The 26,351-nt window shown below is 59.3% G+C and carries 17 protein-coding genes, 1 tRNA gene and 1 pseudogene; 7 read left to right on the top strand and 12 right to left on the bottom strand.

Annotation, left to right across the window (positions count from 1 at the left end; translation table 11 throughout):
- Nucleotides 1-29 precede the first annotated feature (29 nt).
- On the bottom strand, nt 30-944 hold the full coding sequence (gene moxJ / locus QZ964_RS08330; RefSeq protein WP_292530924.1) for a methanol oxidation system protein MoxJ: 915 nt from the start codon (nt 942-944) through the stop codon (nt 30-32).
- A gap of 111 nt (nt 945-1,055) precedes the next feature.
- Nucleotides 1,056-2,930, bottom strand: a complete 1,875-nt coding sequence (locus QZ964_RS08325) for a methanol/ethanol family PQQ-dependent dehydrogenase (RefSeq protein ID WP_292530923.1) — start codon at nt 2,928-2,930, stop codon at nt 1,056-1,058.
- Between the two features lie 393 nt (nt 2,931-3,323).
- Between QZ964_RS08325 and QZ964_RS08320 the strand changes: the two genes are divergently transcribed.
- Nucleotides 3,324-4,133 (top strand): serine protease, encoded by an 810-nt coding sequence (locus QZ964_RS08320; protein ID WP_292530921.1) that lies wholly within the window; start codon nt 3,324-3,326, stop codon nt 4,131-4,133.
- 1 nt (nt 4,134) lies between these two features.
- Here QZ964_RS08320 and QZ964_RS08315 read toward each other — a convergent pair whose 3' ends face one another.
- Both QZ964_RS08315 and QZ964_RS08310 read right to left on the bottom strand, forming a co-directional pair.
- Entirely contained in the window at nt 4,135-5,007 is an 873-nt protein-coding gene (locus QZ964_RS08315) for a cytochrome c (protein ID WP_292530920.1), read from the bottom strand.
- A gap of 107 nt (nt 5,008-5,114) precedes the next feature.
- Nucleotides 5,115-5,771, bottom strand: a complete 657-nt coding sequence (locus tag QZ964_RS08310) for a pentapeptide repeat-containing protein (protein WP_292530918.1) — start codon at nt 5,769-5,771, stop codon at nt 5,115-5,117.
- Between the two features lie 160 nt (nt 5,772-5,931).
- Here QZ964_RS08310 and QZ964_RS08305 point away from each other — a divergent pair, with 160 nt between their 5' ends.
- A complete protein-coding gene (locus QZ964_RS08305; protein WP_292530916.1) occupies nt 5,932-6,351 on the top strand; it encodes a DUF3617 family protein in 420 nt (139 codons plus the stop codon).
- 11 nt (nt 6,352-6,362) lie between these two features.
- On the opposite strand, the gene QZ964_RS08300 is transcribed toward QZ964_RS08305, so the two are convergent.
- Nucleotides 6,363-7,937 carry an NAD(P)/FAD-dependent oxidoreductase gene (locus QZ964_RS08300; protein WP_292530915.1) on the bottom strand — a complete coding sequence of 525 codons (1,575 nt, stop codon included), beginning with the start codon at nt 7,935-7,937 and terminating at the stop codon, nt 6,363-6,365.
- 126 nt (nt 7,938-8,063) lie between these two features.
- On the opposite strand from QZ964_RS08300, the gene QZ964_RS08295 reads away from it, so the two are divergent.
- Nucleotides 8,064-9,119 carry an alkene reductase gene (locus tag QZ964_RS08295; protein ID WP_292530914.1) on the top strand — a complete coding sequence of 352 codons (1,056 nt, stop codon included), beginning with the start codon at nt 8,064-8,066 and terminating at the stop codon, nt 9,117-9,119.
- A 47-nt stretch (nt 9,120-9,166) separates the two neighbouring features.
- Here QZ964_RS08295 and QZ964_RS08290 read toward each other — a convergent pair whose 3' ends face one another.
- Nucleotides 9,167-9,913: a L,D-transpeptidase gene (locus QZ964_RS08290; protein ID WP_292530912.1), complete on the bottom strand. Its 747-nt coding sequence runs from the start codon at nt 9,911-9,913 to the stop codon at nt 9,167-9,169.
- A gap of 846 nt (nt 9,914-10,759) precedes the next feature.
- Here QZ964_RS08290 and QZ964_RS08285 point away from each other — a divergent pair.
- From QZ964_RS08285 to QZ964_RS08270, 4 genes and pseudogenes are all read left to right on the top strand, one after another.
- The gene (locus QZ964_RS08285; protein WP_292530911.1) at nt 10,760-13,036 is read left to right on the top strand and encodes a TOMM precursor leader peptide-binding protein; all 2,277 of its coding nucleotides are present in this window, start codon (nt 10,760-10,762) and stop codon (nt 13,034-13,036) included.
- Between the two features lies 1 nt (nt 13,037).
- Complete coding sequence (locus tag QZ964_RS08280) at nt 13,038-14,483, top strand: SagB family peptide dehydrogenase (RefSeq protein ID WP_292530908.1); 1,446 nt, start codon at nt 13,038-13,040, stop codon at nt 14,481-14,483.
- Between the two features lie 99 nt (nt 14,484-14,582).
- Nucleotides 14,583-16,109 (top strand): amidase, encoded by a 1,527-nt coding sequence (locus QZ964_RS08275; protein WP_292530907.1) that lies wholly within the window; start codon nt 14,583-14,585, stop codon nt 16,107-16,109.
- A gap of 312 nt (nt 16,110-16,421) precedes the next feature.
- Nucleotides 16,422-16,844 (top strand): annotated as a pseudogene (locus tag QZ964_RS08270) (c-type cytochrome); the annotation flags it as partial.
- Between the two features lie 81 nt (nt 16,845-16,925).
- Here QZ964_RS08270 and QZ964_RS08265 read toward each other — a convergent pair.
- The 6 genes from QZ964_RS08265 to QZ964_RS08240 form a co-directional block, all read right to left on the bottom strand.
- Entirely contained in the window at nt 16,926-17,759 is an 834-nt protein-coding gene (locus tag QZ964_RS08265) for a PAS domain-containing protein (protein WP_292530906.1), read from the bottom strand.
- Between the two features lie 363 nt (nt 17,760-18,122).
- Nucleotides 18,123-18,208, bottom strand: a tRNA-Phe gene (locus QZ964_RS08260).
- Between the two features lie 325 nt (nt 18,209-18,533).
- Entirely contained in the window at nt 18,534-18,692 is a 159-nt protein-coding gene (locus tag QZ964_RS08255; RefSeq protein WP_292530905.1) for a hypothetical protein, read from the bottom strand.
- 345 nt (nt 18,693-19,037) lie between these two features.
- Nucleotides 19,038-21,869, bottom strand: a complete 2,832-nt coding sequence (locus tag QZ964_RS08250) for a patatin-like phospholipase family protein (protein WP_292530904.1) — start codon at nt 21,867-21,869, stop codon at nt 19,038-19,040.
- A 288-nt stretch (nt 21,870-22,157) separates the two neighbouring features.
- Nucleotides 22,158-24,089 carry a UvrD-helicase domain-containing protein gene (locus QZ964_RS08245; RefSeq protein WP_292530903.1) on the bottom strand — a complete coding sequence of 644 codons (1,932 nt, stop codon included), beginning with the start codon at nt 24,087-24,089 and terminating at the stop codon, nt 22,158-22,160.
- A complete protein-coding gene (locus QZ964_RS08240; RefSeq protein WP_292530902.1) occupies nt 24,086-26,350 on the bottom strand; it encodes an ATP-dependent endonuclease in 2,265 nt (754 codons plus the stop codon). Before QZ964_RS08240 ends, QZ964_RS08245 begins: the two co-directional genes overlap by 4 nt.
- Between the last annotated feature and the right edge of the window lies 1 nt (nt 26,351).

Genomic DNA, 26,351 nt, shown 5'->3' with positions numbered 1-26,351 from the left:
CGTCCTGTATGTTTTGACGCGCCGCGCATCTATTGGGTGACGGGAAGAAGGGGAACGCCTTCCACCTTGAGGATGTCATCGATCTTCGGCCGCGCAGCGATAAGCGCCTGGTCGATTTCGGCCAGCAGCGCCTTGTCGTCACGTCGCACCGCTATTGATTGATCGAAGCGCTGCGGCACTTTTTCGCCATTGCTCTTTGTCGCGTCATCTTCGATCAGCGTCATCCGCAACGGCGTCGTCGACGCCTTCGCGTAGCGCGCCACGTCCGGCGCGAATCCGACGGCGATATCCGCCGCGCCGCTCACCACCTCGCCGACCATTCGCGCGGGATCAATCTGCGTATATTGATTGCGCGGCGATTTGAAATTCACCAGCGAATAGAGATAGGCCATATTGTCTTCGTACTGGCCCATATCCTTGAGCAGCAACTCGCCGGGAGACCCGAAGGCGACGACGATGCGGCCAAGCTTCTTCAAGCGTGGGTCGGACCAGGATTTGATGTCGAGGTCGCGATCGGCGCGGCTGATAAAGAGATAGCCGGTCCGGTAGTAGGGTTTTGATGTCTCGACGCGCGAGTCGCCCGTATCGAGGCCGATGATGACGTCGCAAAGCTTTTTGTCGAGATAATCGCGCACGAGATAGATCGCCGGCCGCTGCGACCACACGAACTCCGCCTTGCGCTTCATGGCGCCGGCGAGCGCGACGCCAATCTTGTTTTCAAGTCCGGAGCCGTCTTCCATCGACAGCGGTGGCTGATTTTTCGCCGCGCAAATGCGAAGCGTACCGGGATCGGCCGGCGGCGCCTGCTCCGCTGTTGGCGCGGCCGCCGCATTCGACGTGGCGTCGCCGGAGCCGCCAAACGAGGCGCCTCTTGCGCCGACGCTCGCGAGGGCGATGACGAACGCGCCGCCGAAAACGAGAGACAAGCGAGTGATCCGCGACATTGTTTGATTTCCGTGATCATTCCGATCGCCTGCTCGGACGCACGGGGGCGCGTCCGAGCAGGCGTCTCGCAACCGCCTCAGGCGGGAAGAGATCGAGCGAACGGCAGGCGATCAGTTCGCCTTGTATTCGCCGACGCTCAGATCGTCATAGGGGCCCTTGCCGTCGAGCGAGAACACCATCACGCCGCCGCCCATCTGCGTATAGTTGGCGAGCTGCTTGAAGGCGCCGACTGCGCCGAGACCAGCCGTCGGATCCTGGAGGTCGAACACAAGACCGACTCCCGGCCAACCGCCGACGCCATACATGATGGCGAGATATTCGACGCCCTTGTGCTGATAGACGATCGGATGGCCGATGACGCCCGAAGGAAGCTTGAACTTCCACAGCAGTTCACCGGTGTCGCTGTGACGGGCCTTGATGAAGCCGTCGAGCGTTCCGTAGAAGACGACATTGCCGGCGGTCGCGGCGGTGCCGCCCCAAACAGCGAAGCGCTCCATCTTCTCCCATTTGAACTTGCCGGTGATGGCGTTGTAGGCCTTGATCTGGCCGAGGCCTTCAGCCTTCTGACGATCGCCCTTGGGACCCGGAAACATGTTCAGCGTCGCGCCGACGAAGAACTGGCCCGCACGATAGGGAAGCATGAAGGGCTCCCAGTCCATGCAGATGTGGTTCACGCCGAGGAAGAACAGCTCCTTGGTCGGATCATAGGAGTCGAGACCCTGATTGTGATAGCCCATCGCCGAGGGACAGATGTCCTTGGCGAGGTGATCCATGCGCGTGCCATATTCGGGATCGCGCACCGGCAGGCCGCTCTTCAAATCAACCTTCTTAAACACATTGACCGTATCGTCGATCTTGTCGGCGGAGACCAGCGTGCCGTCGGTGCGGTCGAGCGTGTAGACGATGCCGTTGCGGTCCGGATGGGTCAGCAGCTTGCGCAGCTTGCCGTCCTTGTCCTTCTGCTCGCTGAGCATCATGAAATTGATGCCCGCGTAGTCCCATTCGTCATGCGGCGTCTTCTGATAGCCGAACTTCGCCTCGCCCGTGTTGAGATCGCGACCCCAGATGGTCATGGTCCACTTGTTGTCGCCAGGACGCATGGTCTCGTTCCACGGCGCCGGATTGCCGCTGCCATAGTAGACGAGGTTCGTGCCCGGGTCATAGGCGAACCAGCCCCAGTTGGTGCCGCCGCCGATCTTCCAGGCGTCGCCTTCCCACGTCGCAGTGCCAAGGCCTTTTTGGCCGTAATGCGGATTGGCCTTGTTGAAGTCGTCGCCGATCAGGACGTCCGAATCGGGACCGGTCGCATAGGCGCGCCACTTCTGTTCGCCAGTGCGCACGTCATAGGCGGTCATATAGCCGCGCACGCCGAGTTCGGCGCCCGAACTGCCGATGAGCACAATGTCCTTATAGATGTGCGGCGCGACGGTCAGCGTCGAGCCGACCTTGAAATCTGAGTTTTCGATCTTCCAGACTTCCTCGCCGGTGTCGGCGTTCAGCGCGACGACATGGCCGTCAAGCAGCGTCTTGACGATAAGCGAGGGCGTCTTGCCGTCGCTGGGCCAGTAGGCGAGTCCGCGATTGACGATGTCGCAGCAGGCGACGGCGCGCGCGGCGGCGTTCTGCTTGGGCTTATGCTGCCAAAGAATCCGGGTCGGATCGTCGAGGTTGAGCGCGAAAGTGTTGTTCGGGAAGGACGTATGAACGTACATCTTGCCGTCGATCACGATCGGCGAGCCTTCGTGGCCGCTCAACAGGCCGGTCGAGAACGACCAGGCGACTTTCAAGTTCTTGACGTTGTCGGCGTTGACCTGGGTTAGCGTGCTGTAGTGGTCGGAGCTGTAGTTCTTGCCCTGCATCGCCCAGTTGTTCTCGCTCTTCGTCAGAGCTTCGAGCTTGTCCTCGGCAACCGCGGCGGACATCGTCGCAACCGGCGTCGCGAGCAGCACGGACAACAGGGACACGGAATTCAGCAGTTTCCTCATCGACGAGTCCTCCTGCAACGTCGCCCGGATGCCTTCATGGCTTCTTCGACGGCGACGTCGCCCCGCAAATAGACGGCCAAAAATGTAAGCCGCCGTGGTTCATTGACGGTCGCTTATTCCCGCTGCGCGTCGGCGCGCACTTTCGGGAGACGATCCGCCGGCATATAAGTTTAAGCGCAACGCCGAGTCTTCACGATTTATCGGTAATGTGTCTCGGGAAAGATCGGTGCCTATCCTCCCGATACTTCCCGAACCAGTGAAGGCTTGACGCAGAATGGCAGGAGGATTTTGTTGAGGGCGATCGTCTTCACGCCGCCTTGAGATCGAATGTTGGGAGCTTTTGCGCGAAGGAATTCGTCTGCGTCCGATCGTTACGCTTCGTATCGATTCAGCTTGCGCTCACTAGGCGTTCGGCGCGCCCTCGCGTTGGTCGCGCTGATGCTGATCGGCGCGGCGCTCGCGCGCATTGGCGCACAAACGGCCCACGCGGCGCTCTACGGCGACGACAGGCGAAAAGCGATGACGGAAGCCGACATCGATCGCTTCGCCGGCGCGGGCGTGCTCATGTGCTACTCCGATTATGGAACGCTGGAGCGCGCGGCGGCCGCCTGGCTGATTGCTTCGCATGATCTCGTCGTGATGAATGCGCACAACTTCGTCGATCGGCGCCTCGCGCCGACCCATCCGGTGACGAATTGCTTCTTCAGGATCGCGGGCGGTGACTATTACTTTGATGACGACAGCTTACGCATCGGCGCTTCCGTCGAGTCGAAAGGCCTGCATATCACCGACGATTGGACGTTGCTGCGCCTGCTGCAACCGACGCCGGACGCCGTCAAACCGCAGCCCGCGCCTGACGTGAGCGATGTCGCCACAGGGGCGCGATTGAAGGTGTTGATGGTCTCGCCGGCGGGACATTCCAACACGCGGTTGGCCGCCACGACAGAGTCATGCGACATTTATCGCGTCGACGAACCGACTGAAGGTCACGTTCGTCGCGCGCGTCACGACTGCAATGACGGCTATGGCGGTTCGGGTTCTGGCCTCTTTACCGAAGATGGCCGTTTGATCGCGATGCACAGCGCTTCGCTGGACATGAATCAAAAGCGGTCTTTTGACGTCGAGACGCATTACGGTTCAGCGCTGCTTTTCGAAGGCGAACTTGCCGAGGCGATCCGCGACGCGGCGTCAAATCCGCGTTAGCTCATTCCTTTGGCGGAATGGTCCGTATCCAGGCGACGAGCGCATCGAGATCATCGGGCGACATTTTCGAGAAATGCGCCTTGGAGAGCGTCGACATCGGCGGCCTGAGCGGCGCGCCGTCGCGCGCGACGCCCTGCGTTATCGCGCGCTTCAATTCATCGTCCGACCAGGTGCCGACGCCCTTTTCCTGATGTGACGTGATATTCGAGGCGACGGCGACGCCTGCCGGGTTACGAAAGATTTTGCCCCCTGCGCCTAGACGATTTTGATAATCTGGCGCGCCGTCGATCTCTTCGCTGTGGCAGGACATACAGCGGGCGAGCGATCCGACGTAGAGGCCGTGCGCGTTTTTGTCGGCGAGAGATCCTTCATCGAAGGCCGCCGGCGCCCCAGGCATCGGGTGGGGCGCCCATTCTCCCCGCCGCTGCTGCGGCGCCTGGAGCGGCGCCCGCACCGGCGCAGCCGAACGCAGATAGGCGATGATGGCGTCGAGATCGCGCGCCGTCAGCGCCTTGTACGAGTCCGACGGCATGACCGGCGCGAGGCGACCGTCGCGTCCAACGCCATCGACGATGGCGGCGCGCAATTCTTCGACAGTCCACGCGCCGACGCCGGTTTCGGCGTCCGGTGAGATATTCGGTCCGCGCACGACGTAAGTTTTGTCGGAGAATGTCTGCGCGCCGCCTGAAAAGCGCTTCGAGAAATCATAGCCATCCGCGCCGCGCGGCGTATGGCAATTGTCGCAAGCCGTCAGCGCTTCAATGAGATAATGGCCGCGTTCGATATCGCCTGCACAGGTTGCGGGACCAATCGGCCAGAGCGCAAGCAGCGCGACTGGCATAGAAATAATCGACCACAGGCGATTGACGTTCATGATGCCGGCGCGTGTTGTAGGGTTGTACGCTCTTAATGCAGCGCGCTCGTTGCGTCTTGCGGAATAATTCCTCAAAAGACCAGGAACAATCGGCAAGACGCTTAGCGTCACCGCCCGAGAGAAAGGTTCGAGCCGTCGAGCACGGCATAATCGAACCGGGCGCCGGTGACGACAGCGCCGGTGAATGTCGCGCCGGTAAGAACGGCATGCGTGAGATTGGCGCGCGTAAGGTCCGCGCCATCGAAATTCGCGTCCGGAAGTTCGGCGCGCACGGGAACCATGCCCTGATTGGCGGGATCGGCGCCAAGATCCGCGCCGATCAGCTTCGCGTTGCGAAAGTTCACGCCCTTTCCGCCGCCGATGATCCGCGCATTCGTCAGGTCGGCATTCGCAAAATTCGCGCCGTCCAAAAGCGCGGCATAGAGCGTAGCGGTCTTCATTAAGGCGCCCGAGAAGTCGACGTTCTGCAATTCGGCGCGTGTGAAATTCGCCCCGGAGAGATCGGCCTTTGCAAGCTTGGCGCCCGAGAGCTTGGTTGAGAAGAAATCCGCGCCATGCAAATCGAGGCCGGAGAGATCGACGCCCGAGAGATCGAGATTCGCAAGATCAATCGGTTTGCCATGCGCTTCAGCCAGCTTTTGTTCGATCTGCGCGCGTGACAGATCGGCGGCAAAAACGCCGGATTCCACCGCCGCGACGAAAAGAATCGCACTCGCGACAAGGGCAAGGCGGTGACCGATCGGCGCTCGATTCAATAGTCTCATCAGTCGAACTCACGTCGCTATCAGGGCGCGGAGCGTAAGTTCGACTGAATGACCGACGCAACAGGACAATCTCTGGCGCAGAGCGGGAAAGATCGGCAGGCTGCGGTTTGAGCAACGAGCAGTCGTCGATCGCCGCAGCGTTTCGCGATAATGAGTTGCGATGAAACTCTGGAGACTCACGCCTTTCGGGATCGTCTTCTCGCTCTCGCTCATTGCGGGCGCGGCTTCGTCGGCATGCGCAGCGGACGATGATCTGCCAAAGCGCCGTCCCGGCCTATGGCGCATTTCAACGATCTCGCCCGAGATCGGCATGCGGACCAATGAAGTCTGCATTGAAGAAGGCGACAGCATCATCGGCGCCCAGGACGAAAATTGCGCCAAGCCGTCAGTCACGCAGGCGAAAGACCAGATTATCGTCACGATCGAATGTGGTCCGAAGGATTCGCGTGACGTCACCAGCCTGCTATTCACCGGCGACTTCCAGAACTGGTATCGGGCGCAGTCGAGAACGACGGCGAGCGGGGCGCGCTCGGGCTTTACCATCGACGCAAAGTTTCTGTCCGAGCGCTGCACGAAATAGACGCTCGGCGGCTATCCAAGTTTAAGATCGGAAAGAATCGTTTTCGCTGAATTGTGGCCGGGCGCCATGGAGACCCCGGCGCCCGGGTGGCAACCGGAATCGCCAAGATAGACGTTCGGAACTGGGGTGCGGTATTGTCCCAAGCCGGGCACAGGACGCATCGAACCTTTCTGATAGGGCAGCATCGCGCCGTGGCTGATCGTGCCTTTGACGGCGCTACTCAGCTTGCGATTCATGTCCACCGGCGAATGCACAACGCATTTCAGGATCTGTCGCCGTAAGCCCGGCAAATAGTCGCGCTCGATCGATTCAAGAAGATGCGCGGCGTAGGTCTCTTTCGCAGAATCCCAGTCAGAGGCAGCGATTTTGCCGGTCGCGTCCTCGGAGATTTTCCAAGGCGTCCCGAGCACGACGAACTTCATGAGCGCCTTGCCTTCCGGCGCCCGACTGGAATCGATAGCTGATTCATTCCAGGCGACGATGAGCGGCGCATTGGGAAGTTCGCCGGCGCGACACTGATTCATCGCTTCCGCCATTGCGCCGATCGAAGGCGGGCTGAGATGGACATGCGCCGCCTGACGCAGTTCGGCCCCGGCGGCGAATTCGACGGGGCGATCGAGCGCTACATACATCGCCATGGTCGCGTCGCCCCATTCATAGGTCGCCATGGCGTCTGCGATCTCTTTGCCGACGACTTCGGCGCCGAGAAAGCGGTTTACCAGCTGACTCGGATCGGTGCAGGAGACTACGATCTGTCGCGCGCCGATTTCTTCGCCGATCGCGAGGCGCACGCCGATGGCGCGATTATTGTCGACCAGAATTCGATCCACGGCGGCGCTGGTGCGAATCTCGCCGCCATATTTGGCAAGCACGCTTGCCAAGGCGCGGCTGACCTGATGCATGCCGCCCCGCACCAGATTATTGCCGGTCTGCTGCAACAACGCACCGAATAGCCAGGCGATCTCTGCGCCGCCGGCGTCGTCGGGAGCCGAACCGACGAAGAGACCGAAAGCGCCAAAAAGGCTGCGCACGGCCTCGGTTTCGAAGGTTTCGTTCGCCCATGAGCGGACGCTCTGCAAGGAGAAGCGTTCGCGCGCCATGCCACCCGGAGTCGACTCAAGCACCTGAGCGGTCGCCGCGAAGCTCGGCGGCGTGCTGAACATGCTTTGCACGAGATTCGGTCGCTCGGCTTTAAAAAGCTCAAAGAGCCGCCGACAGACGGCTGCGTCGCGCGCGGACCAGGGTTCGAGCGCCGCAATGGTGCGATCCAAATCGCGCTCGACGACAATGGAGCGGCCATCTGGAAACGCGTGCGCATAAACGCGCTCTGGTTCGATCAGCTCGACGCCATGCCCCGCGAGATCGAGTTCCGCCGGAACCGGCGAAATGTTGGCGAGTTGATAACCGCTGGCGTGCACATCCGATTGGAAGCCAGGCAGCGTGAGCTCTTCGGAAATGGTCATGCCGCCAATCGCGCTATATTGCTCCAGCACGAGCACCGACAGTCCAGCCCTTGCGAGATAGCAGGCGCAGGTGAGGCCGTTCTGTCCTGCGCCGATCACGATGGCGTCGTAGCTCTTCGTCACTGGCCGATGTTCCTCTGGCTGTCCTGAGCCGCCAGCCATATTCGCTTAGCCCTCAGCCGCATATAGATAGGTCTCGATCAACATGCGGTTGCAGGCCCGTCCGCGACGCTGATCTCGAGGACTCAGATGTCAGCACTGCTCCAACCCGTGCGTCTTGGCGAGATCGAATTGCCCAATCGCATCATTATGGCGCCTCTAACCCGCTGCCGCGCCAGCGAGGGACGCGTCCCGAACGCGCTCATGAAGGACTATTATGCGCAGCGCGCGTCCGCCGGACTCATCATCACTGAGGCGACATCCGTTACGCCGATGGGCGTCGGCTATCCCGACACGCCGGGAATTTGGTCGGACGCGCAAATCGAAGGATGGAGACGGATCACTGAAGCGGTTCACGACGCTGGCGGACGCATCATGCTGCAGCTCTGGCATGTTGGTCGCGTGTCGCATCCGATCTATCTCAGCGGCGCGCTGCCCGTAGCGCCCAGCGCTATCGCGCCCGCCGGACATGTGAGTCTCTTGCGACCCTACCAAGCCTATCCGGTTCCGCGGGCGCTGGCGCTTTCCGAGATTCCAGGAATCGTCGAAGCCTATCGGCGCGGCGCCGAAAACGCCAAAGCGGCCGGCTTCGACGGCGTAGAGCTGCACGGGGCCAACGGCTATTTGCTTGACCAGTTTCTCCAGGACAACGCCAACAAGCGAACCGACCGCTATGGCGGGTCGATCGAGAACCGCGCGCGCCTGATGCTTGAAGCGACCGACGCCGCCATCTCGATCTGGGGACCTGGCCGCGTCGGCATGCATCTGGCGCCGCGCCGCGATTCCCATTCGATGGGCGATTCCGACCCCAAGGCGACCTTCGGCTATGTCGCGCGAGAGCTCGGCAAGCGCGGCGTCGCCTTCATCTGCGCCCGCGAACATGCCGGCCCCGACGCGATCGGGCGCTTTCTCAAGACGGAATTCGGCGGCGCCTATATCGTGAATGAAGGCTATGATGCGCAAACCGCCGAAGCCGCAATCGCCGCGGGCGACGCTGACGCGGCGGCGTTTGGCAGGCTCTACATCGCCAACCCGGACCTCGCCGAGCGATTTCGCAGGAACGCACCCTTGAACGAACCTCAGCCGGCGACGTTCTACACGAGCGGCTCGGTGGGATACACGGACTATCCGGCCTTAGCGGTATGAGCGTAGTCGCCGGATTTCGGATGCGCGCGTAAAGGGCTAGTTGCAGCTCACCGACGCGCGACGTTGGCGGAAAGAACCACAACGCGAGTTCCAACAGCCGCCTTTTGATAGAGATCCATCGCGTCCTGATTGATCATCCGGATACAGCCCGACGATTGGCTCTTTCCGATCGTCCACGGTTCATTGGTGCCGTGGATTCGAAACAGCGTGTCTCGATCCCCTTGCCAGAGATACATCGCTCGCGCGCCGAGCGGATTGCCGGGACCGCCGTGCATCCCAAGCCCGCTCTGCAATTCAACCAGCTGCTTCTTCAGGTCGGGCCTGCGATCGATCATTTCCTTCGGCGGATACCAGTCAGGCCATTCCTGCTTGCTCTTGATCGTCGCCTGCCCAGCCCAGGCGAATCCTTCGCGTCCGACGCCGATGCCATAGCGGGTCGCCCGGCCTCCGTCCTCGACGTAATAAAGATAATGCCTAGTCGGATCGACCACGATTGTCCCCGGCGCTTCCTTGGTCGAATAGGCGACATTCTTGCGATGGAATGCTGAATCGACCTGGCCCGGTTTCACCGCTGGAACACTAAAGCCCGCGTCTTTCATCTCGGCGTAGAATTCGCCTCCGTGGACAGCGACCGTCTCCGCGGGCCCCGCCTGCTCGGCAGCATCAGTCGAAGGCGGAGGCGCAACGGCGGAGACGGCGATCGTCGGAGATGTTTGCGTGCTGGCGCATCCGGCAAGGCATGCGCCCGCCATTGCAAAGACCGTCACGACGACATGTCGGATGAGGTGAGACATAGGCGATGACCGTCCACAATCGGATGCGCCGACTATAGCCATATCTGCGCCGGGAACCAATTCTCCCGCCGAAAACGCCGCTTGCATGGAACGGCTTTGCCGCCGAGCGCCTGATTGAGTCGGAGTTCGGCGCCCTGACCGGGGCGGCTTTTCGCAAGAAAAGCACAGACTCTCTTGGGTCGCGGTTCGCGAAAAATCACGGCGCCTGCGCCCGCCTCGCCCGGAGGAGAGTATTGACCCCCGCGCGCTGGGCGCTATTGTTTAACCCCCGGTACGGTTTTTTGAGATTTATGAGGAGGGGTCTAATGGCGCGCTCGTCGGACAACCCACAAAACAAAGGCCGAGGCAAGAAAGCCCTCGGCGTGATGGGTGTATCTTTGTCGCTCGCGGGCGCCGCCTGCGTCGATAGTTCCCCTGCAGATGCTTCAACGACTCCGGCGACCAGCAGGATGCGCACGCTCGACCTCCACGAACAGGAAGTGTTTGATGTGGGGCTGAATTCGTTCCGCCTTTTCGATCGCGAAGAAGTCCCGGCCGTCAAGACCGAGCAGGTTGCTTGGTGGTGGGGATGCCGTGGCTGTAGAGGCTGTGGCTGCCGTGGTTGCCGGGGCTGTGGCTGTCGTGGATGCGGCTGCCGCGGTTGCGGGTGACGCGCCGCTGCACATTTTGACGGCTGAGCAGTCGTTTCCGATAGCCCGCCAGCGCTTCGGTCCGATGTCGCTGGCTAGGGCGAAGGGCGTGGATCGTGCGGAGTAACCCGCGCGCGTCCGGTTTCTCGGATTCCTGCAATCGAGCGAATCTCGTCGCTGCTAGGCGCGACGAGACGGGGGAGCGCGCGACAGCCAAATGACCGTTGAAACATCCGGACCGCTTTCGCGGAAGCAGGTTTCACAAGCGCCGTTCGGCGACGCCCTTCTTCGATTCTCGCCCAATTTTTCAGTCTATGTCCTGCCGCCTGACGCTGTCTGCCTTTATTCGGAGGACAGAAAGTTTTTTCTGCATGGCGCGCTCTACTGCGCGCTGGCGGAGCGAATCGGCGCGGGAGAGGACGCCCACGCCATACGTGACGCGCTAGCCGCAGAATATCCCGTCGACGCAATAGACGAGGCGTTCAAGCGGCTGCTTGATCGCCGCTTCGTCGTCCCGGCGGGCGCATCCGATGGGATTGCGGCGGCCTACTGGGCCAGTCTCGGCCTGCCGCCTGACGTCGCCGAAAAAAATCTGCAAAAGGTCTCCGTTCGGATCGAACCCCTAGGGATAGGCGGCGCGGGCGCGCTGGAGGAGGCGCTGGACGTTTTCGGGGTCAAGGTCGTGAAGCGCGGGGGCGATTTGATCGTGGCCCTCGTCGGCGATTATCTCGAAACCCAGCTCGATGAGTTCAACCGCCGGCGGCTCGAAGACAGGCAGGAGTGGCTGCTGGTGCAGCCGTCCGGCCTGTTTCCGCTGGTCGGCCCGATCTTCAGCCCGGGCAAGAGCCCATGCTGGACATGTCTCGCCGATCGCATGAACTGGAATCGACAGGTCAAGGCTTTCCTCGGCCGCAAGGAGGCGCGCTGCGTCGCCGTCTCGCCACTCGGCGCCAATCCGCTCGGCCTCAGCGGCGTTGGCCTCGCCGCCGCCGAGATCGGCAAGGCCATCGCCAGCGGCTTCCGCACCGATCTGCGCCACCACATCGTGAGCCTGGACATGATGGGCTCGACGGTCGCACGCCATTATGTGCCGGCTCGGCCGCAATGCCCAAGCTGCGGCAGCCCCGAGATGCGCGATCCCGCGCGAACGCCCACGCCTGTCCGACTGCATGCCGGCGGCGCGAGCGTCGTGACGAGCGGGGGCTACCGATCGGTCGCGCCGGGCGACACCCTTGCCCGCAATCGCAAGCATGTCAGCCCGCTCACCGGGGTCGTGTCGCATCTCGATCGGATCAAGAGCCAACAGCCGCTCGACGCGAGCTTCGTCGCCAGACACAATTTTTCGCCGCGCCCCGAAACCGTCGACGCCCTTCAGGCCGGACTCAGCGGAGACAGCTATGGAAAGGGCAGCGTCGCCGAACAGGGCGAGGCAAGCGCGCTGATGGAGGCGATCGAGCGCTATTGCGGGATTTTCCAGGGCGACGAGATCCGGACAGTCCGGCGATTCGCGGATTTCCCAGCCGGCGAGGCGATCCTGCCCAACGACATTCTGCTCTATAGCGACGCGCAATATGAACGGAGCGCGACAAGCGGCAAGTGCTCGGGCGAGGCCGCGCCGCTACGCTTCGATCCCGCCGCGGAGACGGAATGGTCGCCAGTGTGGTCGCTGCGCGACGAGCGCTTCAAATACGTTCCTACCGGCCTTCTGTATTTCTTCCACGAGTCCGGCGGCGCCAATCAGATCAGCGCCGATTCGAACGGTTGCGCGGCGGGCAATACCATCGAGGAAGCCATCCTTCAGGGGTTCCTCGAGCTCGTTGAGCGCGATGCATATGCAATCTGGTGGTACAACCGTTTGCGCCGTCCGGAGATCGATCTCGACAAGCTCGGCGACAGCTATGTGCGCGACCTCCGCGCCGTCTTCGCCGGGATGGGCCGCGACGTCTGGGCGCTGGACGTAACCAGCGATCTCGGCATTCCAGTCGTCGTCGCCGTCGCCCATTGGACCGAGGACGGCCGGGAATATATCGAAGTCGCGGCGGGCGCCCATTTCGATCCGCGAATCGCGACGCTGCGCGCGATGACCGAGCTCAACCAGTTTCTTGCCATCGAGAGCCTCGGCGGCCGCCCCGCGCCCGGGCCAGACGACGGTTACGGAAGCGACCCGCTGCCGCTGCGCAAGCACGCCTATTTGCGGCCCGAGGGAAAAGCGTCCTTCGCGCGGTCGCGGTTCAAGAATTTCGCGCAGCTCGACGGTCGCGACCAGGTGCTGGCCTGCGTCAAGCTCGCTGCGCGGGCTGGACATGATTTTCTCGTCCTCGATCAGACGCGCCCTGACATTGACGTGCCGGTGGTACGGGTGATCGTTCCGGGACTGCGGCATTTCTATCGCCGCTTCGGGCCCGGCCGTCTCTACGACACGCCCATCGCCCTGGGTCTGCGCAAGCGGCCGGTGCGGGAGGCCGATCTCAATCCCCTGTTCCCCCGCACCTGACTTGCCTAGCGAGACGTCCCAACCGCCCGCGCCGCCAGCACGGCTCTTCGCTCGCCTCAATCCTGGCGTCACGCTCGAGCGTAACGCCGCGGGCGGACTCTCCGCCTGTTTCGATGGTCGAACCGTGGCGTTCGGGAAGTTCGGCGCCGACGTCACGGCGCGCGCCGCCGACTTCGCGACCGGCGTGACGTTCGGTGAGGATTCGGACGGGGAGTTGAACGAACTTGTTCGAAGACTGGCGCTTTACGGACTGCTGGAATATCGCCTGGCCCGCGCGCCGAGCGGTCCCGATCTCATCGTCATCGAGCCGCAGATGCGCGACTACGCGCCACAAATGGCTGAGATCGACGAGGATCGCGCGCTGGCGCTGTCGCGCTTTGCATATATTCGGCGGCGCGGCGCCGACATGGTGCTCGAATCGCCGCGCGCCTGCGCGCTCTTCCGGCTGTGCGACCCAAGCGTTACAGCGATGATCGCGCATCTGTCGGAGGCCCGCACGGTAAAGGAGCTCCGCGTTTCGGCAGATTTTCCTGGCGTCGAGCTGTTGTCGCTGCTGCTCGACAGCGAGATCCTGTTCACGCCCGGTCCGGGCGCCGACAAAGCGCTGCGCGCGGCCGAAGGCGATGACGATCTTGTGTTATGGGACTTCCACGATCTGCTGTTCCACAGCCGCAGCACGAACGGGCGTCACGGTAATCCTTCTGGCGGGATCTATGCCCACGCGCATCTCGCAGCGCTGCCGCCCGCGGTACGGCCGAGCTGGCCGGGGCCGGCGATCGACCTGACGACATTCGATACGGCGCCGCCTTCGGCCTTTGCGACATTGCTGCGGCGCCGATGCTCCACCCGCGCCTTCGACGAGCGGCGCCCGATCACGCTGGCGGAAGTGGCGCAGCTCCTCGGCGGCGCCGCAAGAATTATATCGCGAGAGCGAGCGCCCGACGAAGACCAGGATGAGCCAGAGTTGGAGGTCGCCGCTCGTCCCTATCCATCCGGCGGCGCGAGCTACGAATTGGAGCTCTATCTCGCCGTCGATCGATGTGAAGGCCTGGCGCGCGGCTTTTATCATTACGACGCCAGCCGCCACGCTCTTGTTTTGATCGAGACGAACGAGCATTGGCTTACGGCGATGCTGGAGGACGCGCAATTCGCCATGGGCGCGCCGGGGGTCCCGCAAGTCCTCATCACAATGGCGGCGCGTTTCGGCCGCGTGTCCTGGAAATACAGCGGCTTCGCCTATGCGCTCGTTCTGAAACACGTCGGCGTGCTGATGCAGACGCTCTATCTGATGGCGACCGAGATGGAGATCGGCGCCTGCGCGGTCGGCGTCGGCGATATCGAACTCTTTGCGAAGATGACGGGCCTCGCCTTTCACGTCGAAGGGTCGGTCGGCCAGATTGCGATCGGACGCGGCGTTCAAAGCAATTCAACGCCGATCGCCGATTGACGGCGCGCCGCCAGCGCGACTGACAGATCGGCGGTCAGGGATCGTCCAATGACTGGCGCAGCAAGACGCGATGTTTTGATCGGAGCGGGGGCAACCGCCATGGCGATCGCGACCGCCACATGGTCGCGCGGGGCGTTCGCCCAAAAGACCCATCCCCTTGCCGCATCGGAGTGGGATTACTGCATGATCAGCGATCTCGTGGCGGCATTGCGGACGAAAAAAATTTCCGCGCTGGAGCTCGCCGATCAGGCGGTCGCGCGCATTGAAAAAGCCGACCGGCGCGTCAACGCCGTCGTCGTCCGAGACTTCGAACGCGCCCGCGAGGCGGCCAAGGCGGCCGATGCCGCTCTGTCCCGCGGGGAGAGGGGCGCATTGCTTGGCGTCCCGATGACGGTGAAAGAAGCGTTCAATATCGCCGGACTGCCGACGACCTGGGGCGACCCGCAGTTCAAGCGCTTCGTGCCGGAAGAAGACGCCCTGGTCGTCGCGCGCTTGAAGAATGCGGGCGCCGTCATCCTCGGCAAGACCAATGTGCCGCTGTTGCTGAGCGACTGGCAGACCTACAACGACATCTACGGCACAACCAATAATCCTTGGAATCTTCGGCTTACGCCGGGCGGCTCCTCGGGCGGCTCGGCGGCGGCGCTTGCTTGCGGTTTCGGGCCGCTGTCGATCGGCTCGGATCGCGGCGGTTCGTTGCGCGCGCCAGCGCATTATTGTGGCGTCTATGCTCACAAGCCGACATCGGGTCTTGTGCCCAATCGCGGACTGACCCCTCCGGGCGCCCCGCCCTTGCCGCGCGATTGCGATCTCGGTGTCATCGGTCCAATGGCCAGAAGCGCTGCGGACCTGGCGCTTGCGCTCGATGTCATCGCCGGTCCGGACGAGGAACGCGCCGGCGCAGGCTACCGGTTGGATTTGCGGCCCGCCCGGCGTGATACCCTCAAGAACTTTCGCGTTCTCGTCATCGACACGCATCCGCTCGGCGCTACTGCGAGCGTTGTGCGGGCGGCGCTCGGTCGATTGTCGGAGCGTCTCGTCCGTGCCGGAGCCAAACTCGCGCACGCCAGTCCGTTGCTGCCCGACCTTGCCGAATCGGCGCGTCTCCATGTTCGGCTGCTGTCGGCATTTTGGGGGGCGGATTTGCGGCCGAGCGTCTATGCCAGGCTTCGTGACGCGGCCGCAGCGCTGTCGCCAAGCAACCGGAGCCTCGCGGCCGAACGTACGCGCGGCGCGGTCATCAGCCATCGGGATTGGCTCGCGGCCGACGGGGCGCGGAGCGAGCTTCAGGAGCGGTGGCGCGAGTTCTTTCGCGACTGGGACGTCGTGCTCTGCCCGGCGATGCCGACGCCCGCTTTTCCGCACGATCATTCGCCGATCGAGTCGCGACGCATCCAGATCGACGGCCGATCCCACGCCTACCTAGACGCCCAGATCGTGTGGGCGACGCTCGCCACGACTCCCGGCCTCCCGGCGACCGTGGCGCCGATAGAGCGAACCGAGACCGGCTTGCCGATTGGCGTGCAGATCATAGGACCTTACCTCGAAGATCGCACCACGATCGGCTTCGCCGAACTCCTCGAGCGGGAGTTCGGCGGTTTCGCGCCGCCGCCGGGTTTTGCGTAGCCCCCTGTCGGCCTTGGTTCCTTCGTGCATCGCACCAAGCCGCTGTGTTGCGTGGCGTGTCGGGATATCGAACAAGAGCGGCTCAAACAACTGACCGAGACTCTGCGAGGCGTCTTCTCCATCGGCGACCATTGAACCTTCGAGGGGGCGGAGCGCCTGCGTGGCGGCGCTCCTTTCGCCGGTGTCTGTGGCGTTAGCGCTGCATTTGGAATCCGCCGCGCCGCTCACACCTCTATGAATTCTTATCTTCCTTACCGTTCGAATTGGCGTCGACGAGAGCGGTCTTCTCAAGCGGCGTGATCGTCTTAAGCGTCAGGAAAGTGAAAGCCGCAATGCGCGGAATATTGCGGCGGCGCGCATGCGCTCATGGCGTTTTACGTCGTCGCCATGCCGCAGCCGGAGTTCGCGCGATGGCTCGCCCACGAAGCCGGGCCAGCCAGCACGCCTACCACCCCCCAAGCCCAAGAGGGAATGCACCTGTTCACGGCAAGCGGTTGCGGCGCCTGCCACACGGTTCGCGGGACCTCGGCCACCGGCGGGATCGGACCCGACCTTAGCCATGTCGGCGGACGGCTTTCGCTCGCGGCCGCGACGCTGCCGAATGATGAAGCGGCCTTCGCGCGCTGGATCAAGGACAACCAGCATATAAAACCGGGTAATCTGATGCCGCCTTACGGCATTTTCAGCGAAAGCGAGCTCGCCGCGGTGTCGAACTATCTTGCGGGTCTACGATGATCGTCGTCTCGCCATATCCGCGGCAGGGGCAATTCGCAATGCCGCCAACATCCTACATTAGGCGCGCTTCCTTGCGCCGTCTTATGACAAAGGCAACTTCTCCAATAGATCGAGAAGCGCTTCAAACCGGGCCGGCTTAGTTAACAGACCGTCGAAACCCGTTAGACTCGCTTTCTCCACGCGCGACGTGCTGAGGGCTACCAGAGAGACCTTGTTACCGGCAGGCAATTCACGAATGCGACGCATCACCTCAATTACGTCCATATAAGGAATGCCGATCTCGACAAACACCATATGGGGCCTAAAGTCTTTTATCGCGCCTATCTCATCTGCGCTGCTGCAAGCGAGCCGGACAGAGATCCCGACCGTTCCGAGAAGCAACGCAAGCCTATTGGCGGCGTCACGATTGTTATCGATAACCAGAGCTTTGAGTGGGAATATCGAGTTCGCGCCGGTTGGAGCGGGCGCTATTTCCAGTGCATGCTTGTCGCGCTGAGCAGTAATATCGTGTGCGACCCCGATCATCCGAAGCGGCCGCCCGAGTTGGTCTCGTTCGACTATCCCTAGTTCTCTAAACCACGTTACGATTCCATTGGGACTAAGGACGCGGATTTCGGTTTGAAATCGTTCAGTCTCACCGCGCAGCGCTGCTTCGATGTCCGCACAAAATTTTATTCTATCTTCCGGATGCACAGCATCTCGGACCGCGGCGAAACGGCTAAACATGCCTGTGCTCGAGGAATGGTCGGAGTCAAATGGATCGAAGCGCCGCACGATGTCGCGCACGATGTCCCATTCGAAGCTGATCATGGGAACCGTGTGTAGCGCCAGACGTAGAGCAAGCTCATTACGCCGCGCCCGTTCCTCGCGCGCAGCTTTATGTCCGAAACTCAATTGCCGCCTAAGGTGCGTCATCGAAGCCTAGCCGTGGCAATTTCCCAGTAATTGTCGCCCATCGATCAGTACGGCGAGTTAATGCGAATCGTCAGGCGATATCAACCTATTGGTCTGCGGAAGGAAGCTCGCGCCGCGCTCAGCGCGTAACGTCCACCGAAGGGCGAGGCGGCAGTCTCGCGCTTGGTCGTGATCAAAATTCCTACGATGTTGATGATGACCACCACCACTGGGTTAAGGGCGGGTCGTCACTCCATACCAATCCGCTTCAAAGCCCGTCATTCAAGCCCACGCTTCTTGAAACCCCAGCGAAACCCAAGGCCGAAACACGAGTTTCCACGCGCCGCAATCAGCGACCTAATTACTTGATTTTCAATTGGATAATGGTGCCCAGGGGCGGAATCGAACCACCGACACTGCGATTTTCAGTCACCAGGTATTCTAATCAATATCAAAGGGTTAGCTGAACTCGAATTTGGAAAACCGCCCTATTTGGATCAGTGAGATACGGCAGGTTTGGAAAACCAGCACGCCCCTCTCAATGCGAGGTTTATCGCAAAACAGAGCCGAGTTGTCGTTTGATGCCTCCAGCCACCTCTACGAACGAGACTCGTGCCCTCGTCACCAACAATCTGCCTTCGCCGAGCGCCCGACCGCTTTGCGCTCCGACTGACTGACGGCACTCTAGTCATTCCATCTAATTCGGACGCGCGCGGCCTGCGACGTTTTTTGCGGAGAGTACCCCAATAATGTCCACTGGGGATGGCGCACTACGGCTTGGAGCTCAAGTGTCTCTTACTCTGAAAATGCAGCAGAAAGTCCGATCACAAACCCGACAACCGCCGCTATTGCTGCACCAAAGCTAAATCCACCGCCAAAAAGGATAGCAGCAATGAACAAGGCCACCGCGCCAGTCGCGCCATACGTGACTTTATGGGAGGTCAGCAGATCCATGTCTTTTATCCCCGACATTCGCCACGCGATTTAGGCTTATCCGTGCCGCGGTATCGAATCACGATTGCCTGCATATGTCCACACGGTTACGGCAGACGCCTTTCGCCGACGTTAAATTCCAGCGCTTTCCGTGCCAAAGAATCTAGGCTTGTTTTCACCGAATCAACTCCGGGAATTTGGGATTGTTGATTTGATGACGACGCCTTCGAAGTTGACAGCGCCCCACCCACAAATTGGGATATAGCCGAGTGGTGGTAGATGGGCACAACGGTCAACCTTGCTCTCATCGACGCGGCATTTCGCCGCATCGAGGCCATCGACAACCGGCGGCTTGACGTTTCGTTGTCAACTTCGAACGCTTTGGAGTGCTTCGAGACCGATAATATAGCCAAGCTTACGATAACTTTCAAACTGGGTCTCGGAAAACCACTGATTGCGGGTTGGTTCATGAGGGAACTCCGGGTGTCGCGCCCGGTATGAAAGAATGTCTGCAGGTAGCTGATCAAGACTCTTGGGAATAGACGGCTTTAAGTAAATAAGATCGCCTTTGAATGCGGGAGAGCCCGGTTCCTCGGGATAACTTATACTTCCCACTGAAACTGTAGCATCACTTAATCCATTCGCATCAATGAGCAGCGACTGCGTATCAATCGTGATCTCCACGCCGAAGTCCACCCGACATTTTTGTATGGCATTGCCCAGATCTCCGAATGTGCGCTGCGGATCAGCACCCGCATCAACACAGATGATGCGACGGCAACGGCGTCTCACCAGCTCATAGATTCCTAGATTTTCAAAGTGCCCTCCATCTGACACATAAATCCACTTGGACTGTTCGGTTGTCATCCCTAGCAACTCGCTCAAGTAGCAAAGTAGCGCTAATCGTGGGCTTTGCCGTGAAAGCAGCTTCTCGGAACTATACCTCGGATTAGGAAGCCATCGTCCGAGACGCATATTAAAGAGCGTAAACAGAAATGCTCGTGGTTCTCTACTTGCAAAACCCATCTGTGAACTTACTGCAGCACCGGAGGTCGCCATTGCCGTGCCAACCATGATACCGTCAGATCGATCACGAAAGCTGGCGGACTCTCGCACATACCTATTCGTTTGCACGTAACCGCCGCGGCTGGCCCCAGGCTCCGGCGTTACATTAAACTCAGTCGCCACAAGCCAATAACCGCACCAGCGAGGTGAGAACAAGAACGATGCGGCCTTTCGCTGCTGCCATCCCAACGCTTGACCGCGCGAAATATTGAGAGTGCCGTTGCAGAGAAGATAGGGCCGCTGCTCCGCAAATTTTCCTAGTTCGAGATCATCGTTGGGATCGAAGCCCGCATAAGGCTCTGGAGCACGGAGCGGATTCGCAGCCCCTAAGTAACAACGAACGAGACGATTTCGGTAAAGATTTTGAAGTGAAAACACGTTCACATCTATGCATAGGAAGCCAACTGCGAAAAGTCCGGCAAGTGCCAAAAGAAGAACGAACGCGGGCGGGACGTGCCAGTTCGACGAGAATAGAACGGTCTCCCAATTGAAATGGCCAGAGGCCAAATCTGAAAGATGACGATCTACAAGTTCTCCAAATGAATTGCCCTCACGGAAAGCGGGAATTTCGCCCGCAGGTAGGAGCAAAACCAATAAGCTTTGGTAAATAGGAACCAGCGCGACTATGATGACGACCATAACTAAAAATGACGCGAATTTGCCGACTTCTCTTCGTCTTCGTTCGACGATAACGGAGAGGTTCCCCGTCGATATGACTCGTCGCGACGCACCTGTTACCAAGACCAAAACAATTGCTAATGCCACAGTAATTGCGATCGTTTCTAATTCAAACGATTGCCAACTGAAAGTTTTCCATAACAGACAAAGCCAACACCAAAGAGGACGGCCGTAAATGCAGATTACGCCCGTAGAGACCCATAAGAAGACCACACAGCTCAACTGGCCAAATATTCGACTCAGCCATTCACGCGCATATTCCGAGAGCGAACTCCCTAATACCATAATCCACACTAAGTAAAGGGACCAATACCCCATTGCCACGACAGCCGGGCCAAAAGCTACGGCATACGCAGCCGCCCAAGCGCCTTCAATCCTTGGATGGATGTAATAATGATGGATCGAAAGTAATGCATAGACACAGAAACTAAAAACAATGGTCGCGAAGACCGAGCGGCCAACTAAAGTACCTTTCGATTTGCACGCGCGTAAAAAATGTTCGGAAGGCTTTAGCAAGCTGGGAGCGTATGCCACGCCATAGGCAAAAAATACTCCGTACAAAATTATCAAAGCAGTCCGTCCAGTAAGGCGACCTAAGTCAACGAAATCAATATGGGGATCTTGCAGTGTCATCCAGATTGAAACAAATAGAACCCCGGGAAGAATTAATGAGAATAGCGCCGTCTTCGGAAACTCCAACAGAGATCGACACCGTTTCCGGCTACGCTCCGGCAAGGTCTGAAGATTAAGGCCTTGCAAAGTTAGACAAAACGCAATGTAAGCAATCGAAGTCACAAAAAACGGGACCCCAGCACTCCCAATATTGCTCAGCCCGACTAGTCGACCATAAGCCACTAGATCGTGTAGTAGCGCAACTATCAAGAGTGTAGCAACAACGAAAAGAAAAAGATTCAGCACGAGATTGCGGAAGAAGCCAGCCAGAAGCGCGAGAGTATCGCCGCTCAGAAGACCTAGGCGCGGTGTGAGATAGCTACTGAATGCCCGCAAAAATCGGATCTCTCTGGGTTCGACATCTTCGTTGTTTGCCTGAAAATTCTTCGGACGGATCCGCTCCTCGATCGCGCTGAGCGCGCCAGCCGGGTCGCTCTCTGTCGCCAAACCGAGCTTCGGCTTGCGCTCATGATAGATGCATGCAGAGAGCCAGCTACCGATATAGCCTCCACCCGAAACCACCGATAGATAGTCGATTTTCCGCAGCAATCTTTGTTGCGCGAATGCTTGTAGCACGCCGAGTGCGAACGTGGCGCTGCGAATTCCTCCCCCTGATAGGGCCAAGCCATACAAGTCGCTGGAGGCGACGAGGTCTCGAAGTTCGGGTCCGCGCAATTCGACGACATGCTGCTTTTCGAGACGCAACATTTTTTCAAGAGTAATTCGCGCATTCAAATTCGGGTCAGTCATAACGTCAATTATTGACGGGGTTTGATTGTCCATACAAGACCCTACCTCTCTCCCTTGGTAAGGGAGAGGTCGAGAGTTCAATCCTCTCTTGCAGCACCATTTTCTTTCTTAGAAATCAGTAGCTTGCCGGATCGGCCAAAAAACCGATTCGGCAAGTGCAGGCAGAACAGAGCAAGAAGATGCACGCAAATCCGTGCACAATCCGTGCAGTTTGTTCGGGCGTTGTTCCCATTTCTTTGCCGGAGTGTCGCGTCCTTGCCGACCGGAGCGCCGCTGCCAGCAGGATTCGCGTTTGCTCGGTTCTTTGTACGTCCACGCCCCTTAGGCAGGCAGCACTGAATCCACCAGAAGATCGGCCAACGTTCGAACCTCGTTCCGATCGAACCAACCTTTGGAAAGTGCGGCCTGAACCGCAGAGGTCGGATCCGTGGTGAACAAGACCACAGCGAGGTCGGATAGCGCCCTAGTGCAGCAGACGTAGAAAAGGCGTCGCGTGCGGCTGATGACACTGTCATTACCCTCAGCAATATTTTTCCTGTCATTTTCGGACAGGGCCTTAATGCCGAAATACTTCTCGTATGAAAATTGAACGTGCCGTCCTTCCTCGTCGTCGAGAACAACCAGCACCCGTTCAAACTCAGCTCCCTTCACACCCTGCTGAGTGGAGAACGGAGACTGCGTATTCACATATTTCGCGTAACCCCACATTTCGTCCGCCGGACATTGCAGAAACGCATCCATAGCGTTCACCTCAGCGGCCACCTCATCTTCGTCAGCGTCTTCGCTTCCGGCCTCCACCGGCCGCATATCGAGATACGCAATGATCCGGGGGTCAAGCGCAATGAGATCGTGCCCCCGCATATGATTCAGCACGTCACGGACTGTGACACCAGAACCAGAAGCCATGAGGGCCGCCAGTTCCTTGCTCGCGGCGTGCAATTCAGCAAGAACAGCAGCTATGTGGCCACGGGCGATAGCCTCTTTTGCTAGTCGCGGGCTGAGCTGTCTGACCAAAGACATGGCATCGAAAGCTCGGCCATTTTGCATCGCATCTGCCAATGGAATGGCCAGCGTCCAAAATGGCCGCAACGGCCAGGCACTGGCGTCGGCAAATCCATCCTTGAAAGCGCTCGGAGCTTTGTCATTCAATGCGGAGTACAGCTGAGCGAAGCCAAGACGCGCGGCCGCCATGCGATGGACAATAACAAGTACCTTCACGTCACGTGGAGCACTGCTCAGCCAAGCGCTATCGTTATTGGCTGCCGCAATCCACTTCCGCACAAGCTGGAGGTTTTGTTCACGATGATCGTCCGCCGGAAGAATAAAAAGACGGGCAGTACCACGGACGTCTTGAAGTTGCCCGTCGACTGCCAGTTTGCGCCCACCCGTCTGCTCCAGCCCGTCGTCATCCCTCCTGATCTTGTTCGCGACAGCCAAGACGTTTGTCGGGCACCTAAAGTTTTCCGACTTTTTGATATCGGCCCAGCCAGCACCCGGATCAACCTGACCTATGCCGGTTGTGTAGATCTTCTGCATAGGATCGCCGAAGAACCCCAGACAAAACGCGTCACCCATTGAACGTTGCACTTCGGTTAGCGCATTAACGACGTCAGGCATTGTGTCCTGACTTTCATCCACGAAGACGATCGGAAATTGCTGGGCTAGGATGCGCCGCAGGAGCGGCTTTTCAGCAAGCAGCTGGGGCACCATCCGAATGATGTCGTCATGCCCGAGGATACCCTTTGAATAGTTGTTACCAGTACCATAAGTGAATAGCGGCACATCTGCTATGCGCGCCCGCTCAGCTGTGTAGCGATCGACATCAGCCGCATTTTTTTCGCGTGTGCGTTGTTGAACACGAGGGCCGAAGCCCGAGGCCTTCTCTTTCAGCTCATCGATGCGTTCCTGGATACGTCGCGCAACCCAGGCCTTGATATCCCTTTGAAATGGACGAATGATCATCCAAAGGAAGCTATGGATAGTTGAAACATGGACGACCGGACTATTGCCTACATCTTCCCAAATCTCCGCAGCAGCAATTTCAGTGTATGTGATGCAGGCAATGCGTTGACGGCGCACCTGTAGTTGGCGACCATGAGCGTTGATAATCCCATCCAAGGCTTTGGCGAGAGACGTAGTCTTACCGGACCCGGCCCCGGCAGTCATGACGAAGCTGCGAGGAGGGCGCGCATTCACGCAGGTGCGCAGCTCCTCGTCGGCCGGTGTGTCCGGCTGTTTCAGTCGAGAGCTCATACTTCCGCCACCGGCTGCGGCTCAGCATCACCAGCAGTTGGGGCGGCCTCCGCCTCCATAGCAGCCTCAAGGCTCACTTTTTCTGCTAACCAAACGAGTCCTTCCTTGATGTAAAGCGGAACTTCCCACTCGGGCTTTTGATTTAGCACGGCGAGTGCGAAGTTGGTCTTATTGAAGGATTTTCCGTTGACGCGGGTGTGAAGTTTGGCGGCGAGCTCTGTCGGGCTCCTCGGCACAGTCTTTAAGTGCAACCCAACCTCTTTACGCTCTTTAGCCTGGCACCAGACGGCATTCTCTAACCCGAACGCCTCCTCGAGCGTGCGTCCGCATATCTGCTCTACGCTCCCACCGAAATTAACATCTGTCAGGAGCTGATACGCGACCCGCACCGAAGCGGAAGCAACATCCGGCACGGCCGCGGTCTTCGCTTCTGGCGTCGCCTCAAGAAGATCTTTGATACTTTTCAAGCCGGGCAGCCACTTCCGTAGCGTTTGGTTTGACGTAACCGCGCCGGCTTCCCCGGGGAGGCAGGCCTTAGCATAGACGCGCTTTTTTTCTCCGCCCTCAACTTCAGCCTCTTTATCCGCGTCTTCATCCACTTCTTCATCGTCGTCTTCGTCCGCCTCGGCCTGATTCGCACGAACTACTACGCTATCGATGTCCGTCACGATCAGCGTCGTGATTCCTAGGAACTCAATCAGCGACTTAAAACGATGCCCAAAGGCACCGCCCACTTCAAGGATGCAGATGCTCGCCGAACGGAGCGACTTCGCCGAGCGCTCAATCATTATTGGGACAAGCAATCGCTCGACGTTGCCCTCAACGAGGATAGCTGCGTCAGCAAAGAAAAGGTCACAGTGCGTAAGCTTCAAGTAACGCTGAAGAAAATCTCGGTCATTCACGCCCGCCCCCGAATTGAATTTGGACAGATTGAGAACTTGTGTCGTCTGTTCAGCATCCTCTGCGTGCCGGCGGAAATAACGAATTGGGGCAAAGCCGCGCTCGTAAAGGATGTGTGGGGAATGTGTTGTTACGACCAGCTGACTGGAAAAGACGCTCTTCTCTTCGCCAGGGATTTTCAACAAATCAAGGACGTTGCGGATAAAGACCTGCTGCAGCTGTGTGTGTAGGTGCGCCTCCGGCTCCTCAATGAAAATCAGGTGCAATGGCACCCGGTTTTCCGACTCGGCTTTCCACCGTGCCTGAAGATCAAGAAGCTCTACAACCATGTAAATAAGATTTTTGAAACCGAGCCCGTTGTACGTGTCCGGCAATTCAACGGCCGCATCGCCGTCGCCTACGATATAGTGCACTCTAGCATTCTGATTCAGGATCGATTCCGGACTCAGAGCAGATCTGATCTCAAGTCGCGGGTTATTCAGCCCCGGATAACCCAGCTCCGCAATTCGCTTCAGCGTCTCCGAAAACACTTCTCGCAGATGCTCATTTAGCCCCTGCTCGCTCTCAAATAGAGCCTTGAGCGCCTGGTGATCGTCTTGGCGTTGATCAAGATTGCGTTGATAGAAGCGACTTAGGCGCTTGGACAGGTCCTCCGCCCGGCCAGCAGGGCTGCTAGAAGGGTCCGAGAGATGTCGCTGCGCGTTTAGACAATCGACGCGAACGAGTGATTTCAGTATGCTCGCACCGCCTGGTTCCCCCGACAAGGGTTCAGGAACATAATCTTCCGGCTCTTGAAATTGATCGTCGAACCTGCTCCGATCCAACACAGAGTAGCGAAGCTCAAACTCGTTTCCAAGCTCACGCTGGAGATACTCCGCCAGATTCTTTGGCCAGGGGGCATAATTACCTGCACCTTCACCGAGTCGGGCAGTTTCGGTGGCTGCCTTTGCTTGCGCCTCTCGGAATCGCTGCAACAGCTCGACGGGGTTGCGCGCGGCGAACTCGACGCGCAGCCCAACTAGATTTCCTTCCCACTCCATACTCGGGAGCAGAGCAACCACTAAGTAGAGATCAGCTGCCGCGACCTCAAACCACAGATCGAGCTTAATGCTTGGCAGCGACGGAACTGGCTCTTCCGCTGAAAGCTCCCCGATTTCGCTGAAACGCTTCCATGCATAGGAGCTGAAATCATACAGCGATAGACGATCCTTGCTCCCCGTAAGTAGCGTTTGGATCACCTGCGTCGCAGAAGTTTTACCACTGTTATTGGCTCCGACGAATATCGAGATATCGTCGCTCAGCTCGACGCGTACATCCCGAAGCCGACGATAATTTTGAATCCGATAAGAATGTAAATGCATA

It is taken from the genome of Methylocystis sp. (assembly GCF_021731785.1).
Classification (GTDB): domain Bacteria; phylum Pseudomonadota; class Alphaproteobacteria; order Rhizobiales; family Beijerinckiaceae; genus Methylocystis.
This window is presented reverse-complemented; position numbering and strand designations above follow the sequence as displayed.

Coding starts and splice junctions, on each gene's coding strand:
- QZ964_RS08325 (WP_292530923.1), bottom strand. CDS start 2,930: ATGAGGAAACTGCTGAATTCCGTGTCCCTGTTGTCCGTGCTGCTCGCG.
- QZ964_RS08285 (WP_292530911.1), top strand. CDS start 10,760: ATGACCGTTGAAACATCCGGACCGCTTTCGCGGAAGCAGGTTTCACAA.
- QZ964_RS08265 (WP_292530906.1), bottom strand. CDS start 17,759: ATGACGCACCTTAGGCGGCAATTGAGTTTCGGACATAAAGCTGCGCGC.
- QZ964_RS08305 (WP_292530916.1), top strand. CDS start 5,932: ATGAAACTCTGGAGACTCACGCCTTTCGGGATCGTCTTCTCGCTCTCG.
- QZ964_RS08315 (WP_292530920.1), bottom strand. CDS start 5,007: ATGAACGTCAATCGCCTGTGGTCGATTATTTCTATGCCAGTCGCGCTG.
- QZ964_RS08310 (WP_292530918.1), bottom strand. CDS start 5,771: ATGAGACTATTGAATCGAGCGCCGATCGGTCACCGCCTTGCCCTTGTC.
- QZ964_RS08255 (WP_292530905.1), bottom strand. CDS start 18,692: ATGGATCTGCTGACCTCCCATAAAGTCACGTATGGCGCGACTGGCGCG.
- QZ964_RS08240 (WP_292530902.1), bottom strand. CDS start 26,350: ATGCATTTACATTCTTATCGGATTCAAAATTATCGTCGGCTTCGGGAT.
- QZ964_RS08275 (WP_292530907.1), top strand. CDS start 14,583: ATGGCGATCGCGACCGCCACATGGTCGCGCGGGGCGTTCGCCCAAAAG.
- moxJ (WP_292530924.1), bottom strand. CDS start 944: ATGTCGCGGATCACTCGCTTGTCTCTCGTTTTCGGCGGCGCGTTCGTC.
- QZ964_RS08250 (WP_292530904.1), bottom strand. CDS start 21,869: ATGGACAATCAAACCCCGTCAATAATTGACGTTATGACTGACCCGAAT.
- QZ964_RS08245 (WP_292530903.1), bottom strand. CDS start 24,089: ATGAGCTCTCGACTGAAACAGCCGGACACACCGGCCGACGAGGAGCTG.
- QZ964_RS08290 (WP_292530912.1), bottom strand. CDS start 9,913: ATGTCTCACCTCATCCGACATGTCGTCGTGACGGTCTTTGCAATGGCG.
- QZ964_RS08295 (WP_292530914.1), top strand. CDS start 8,064: ATGTCAGCACTGCTCCAACCCGTGCGTCTTGGCGAGATCGAATTGCCC.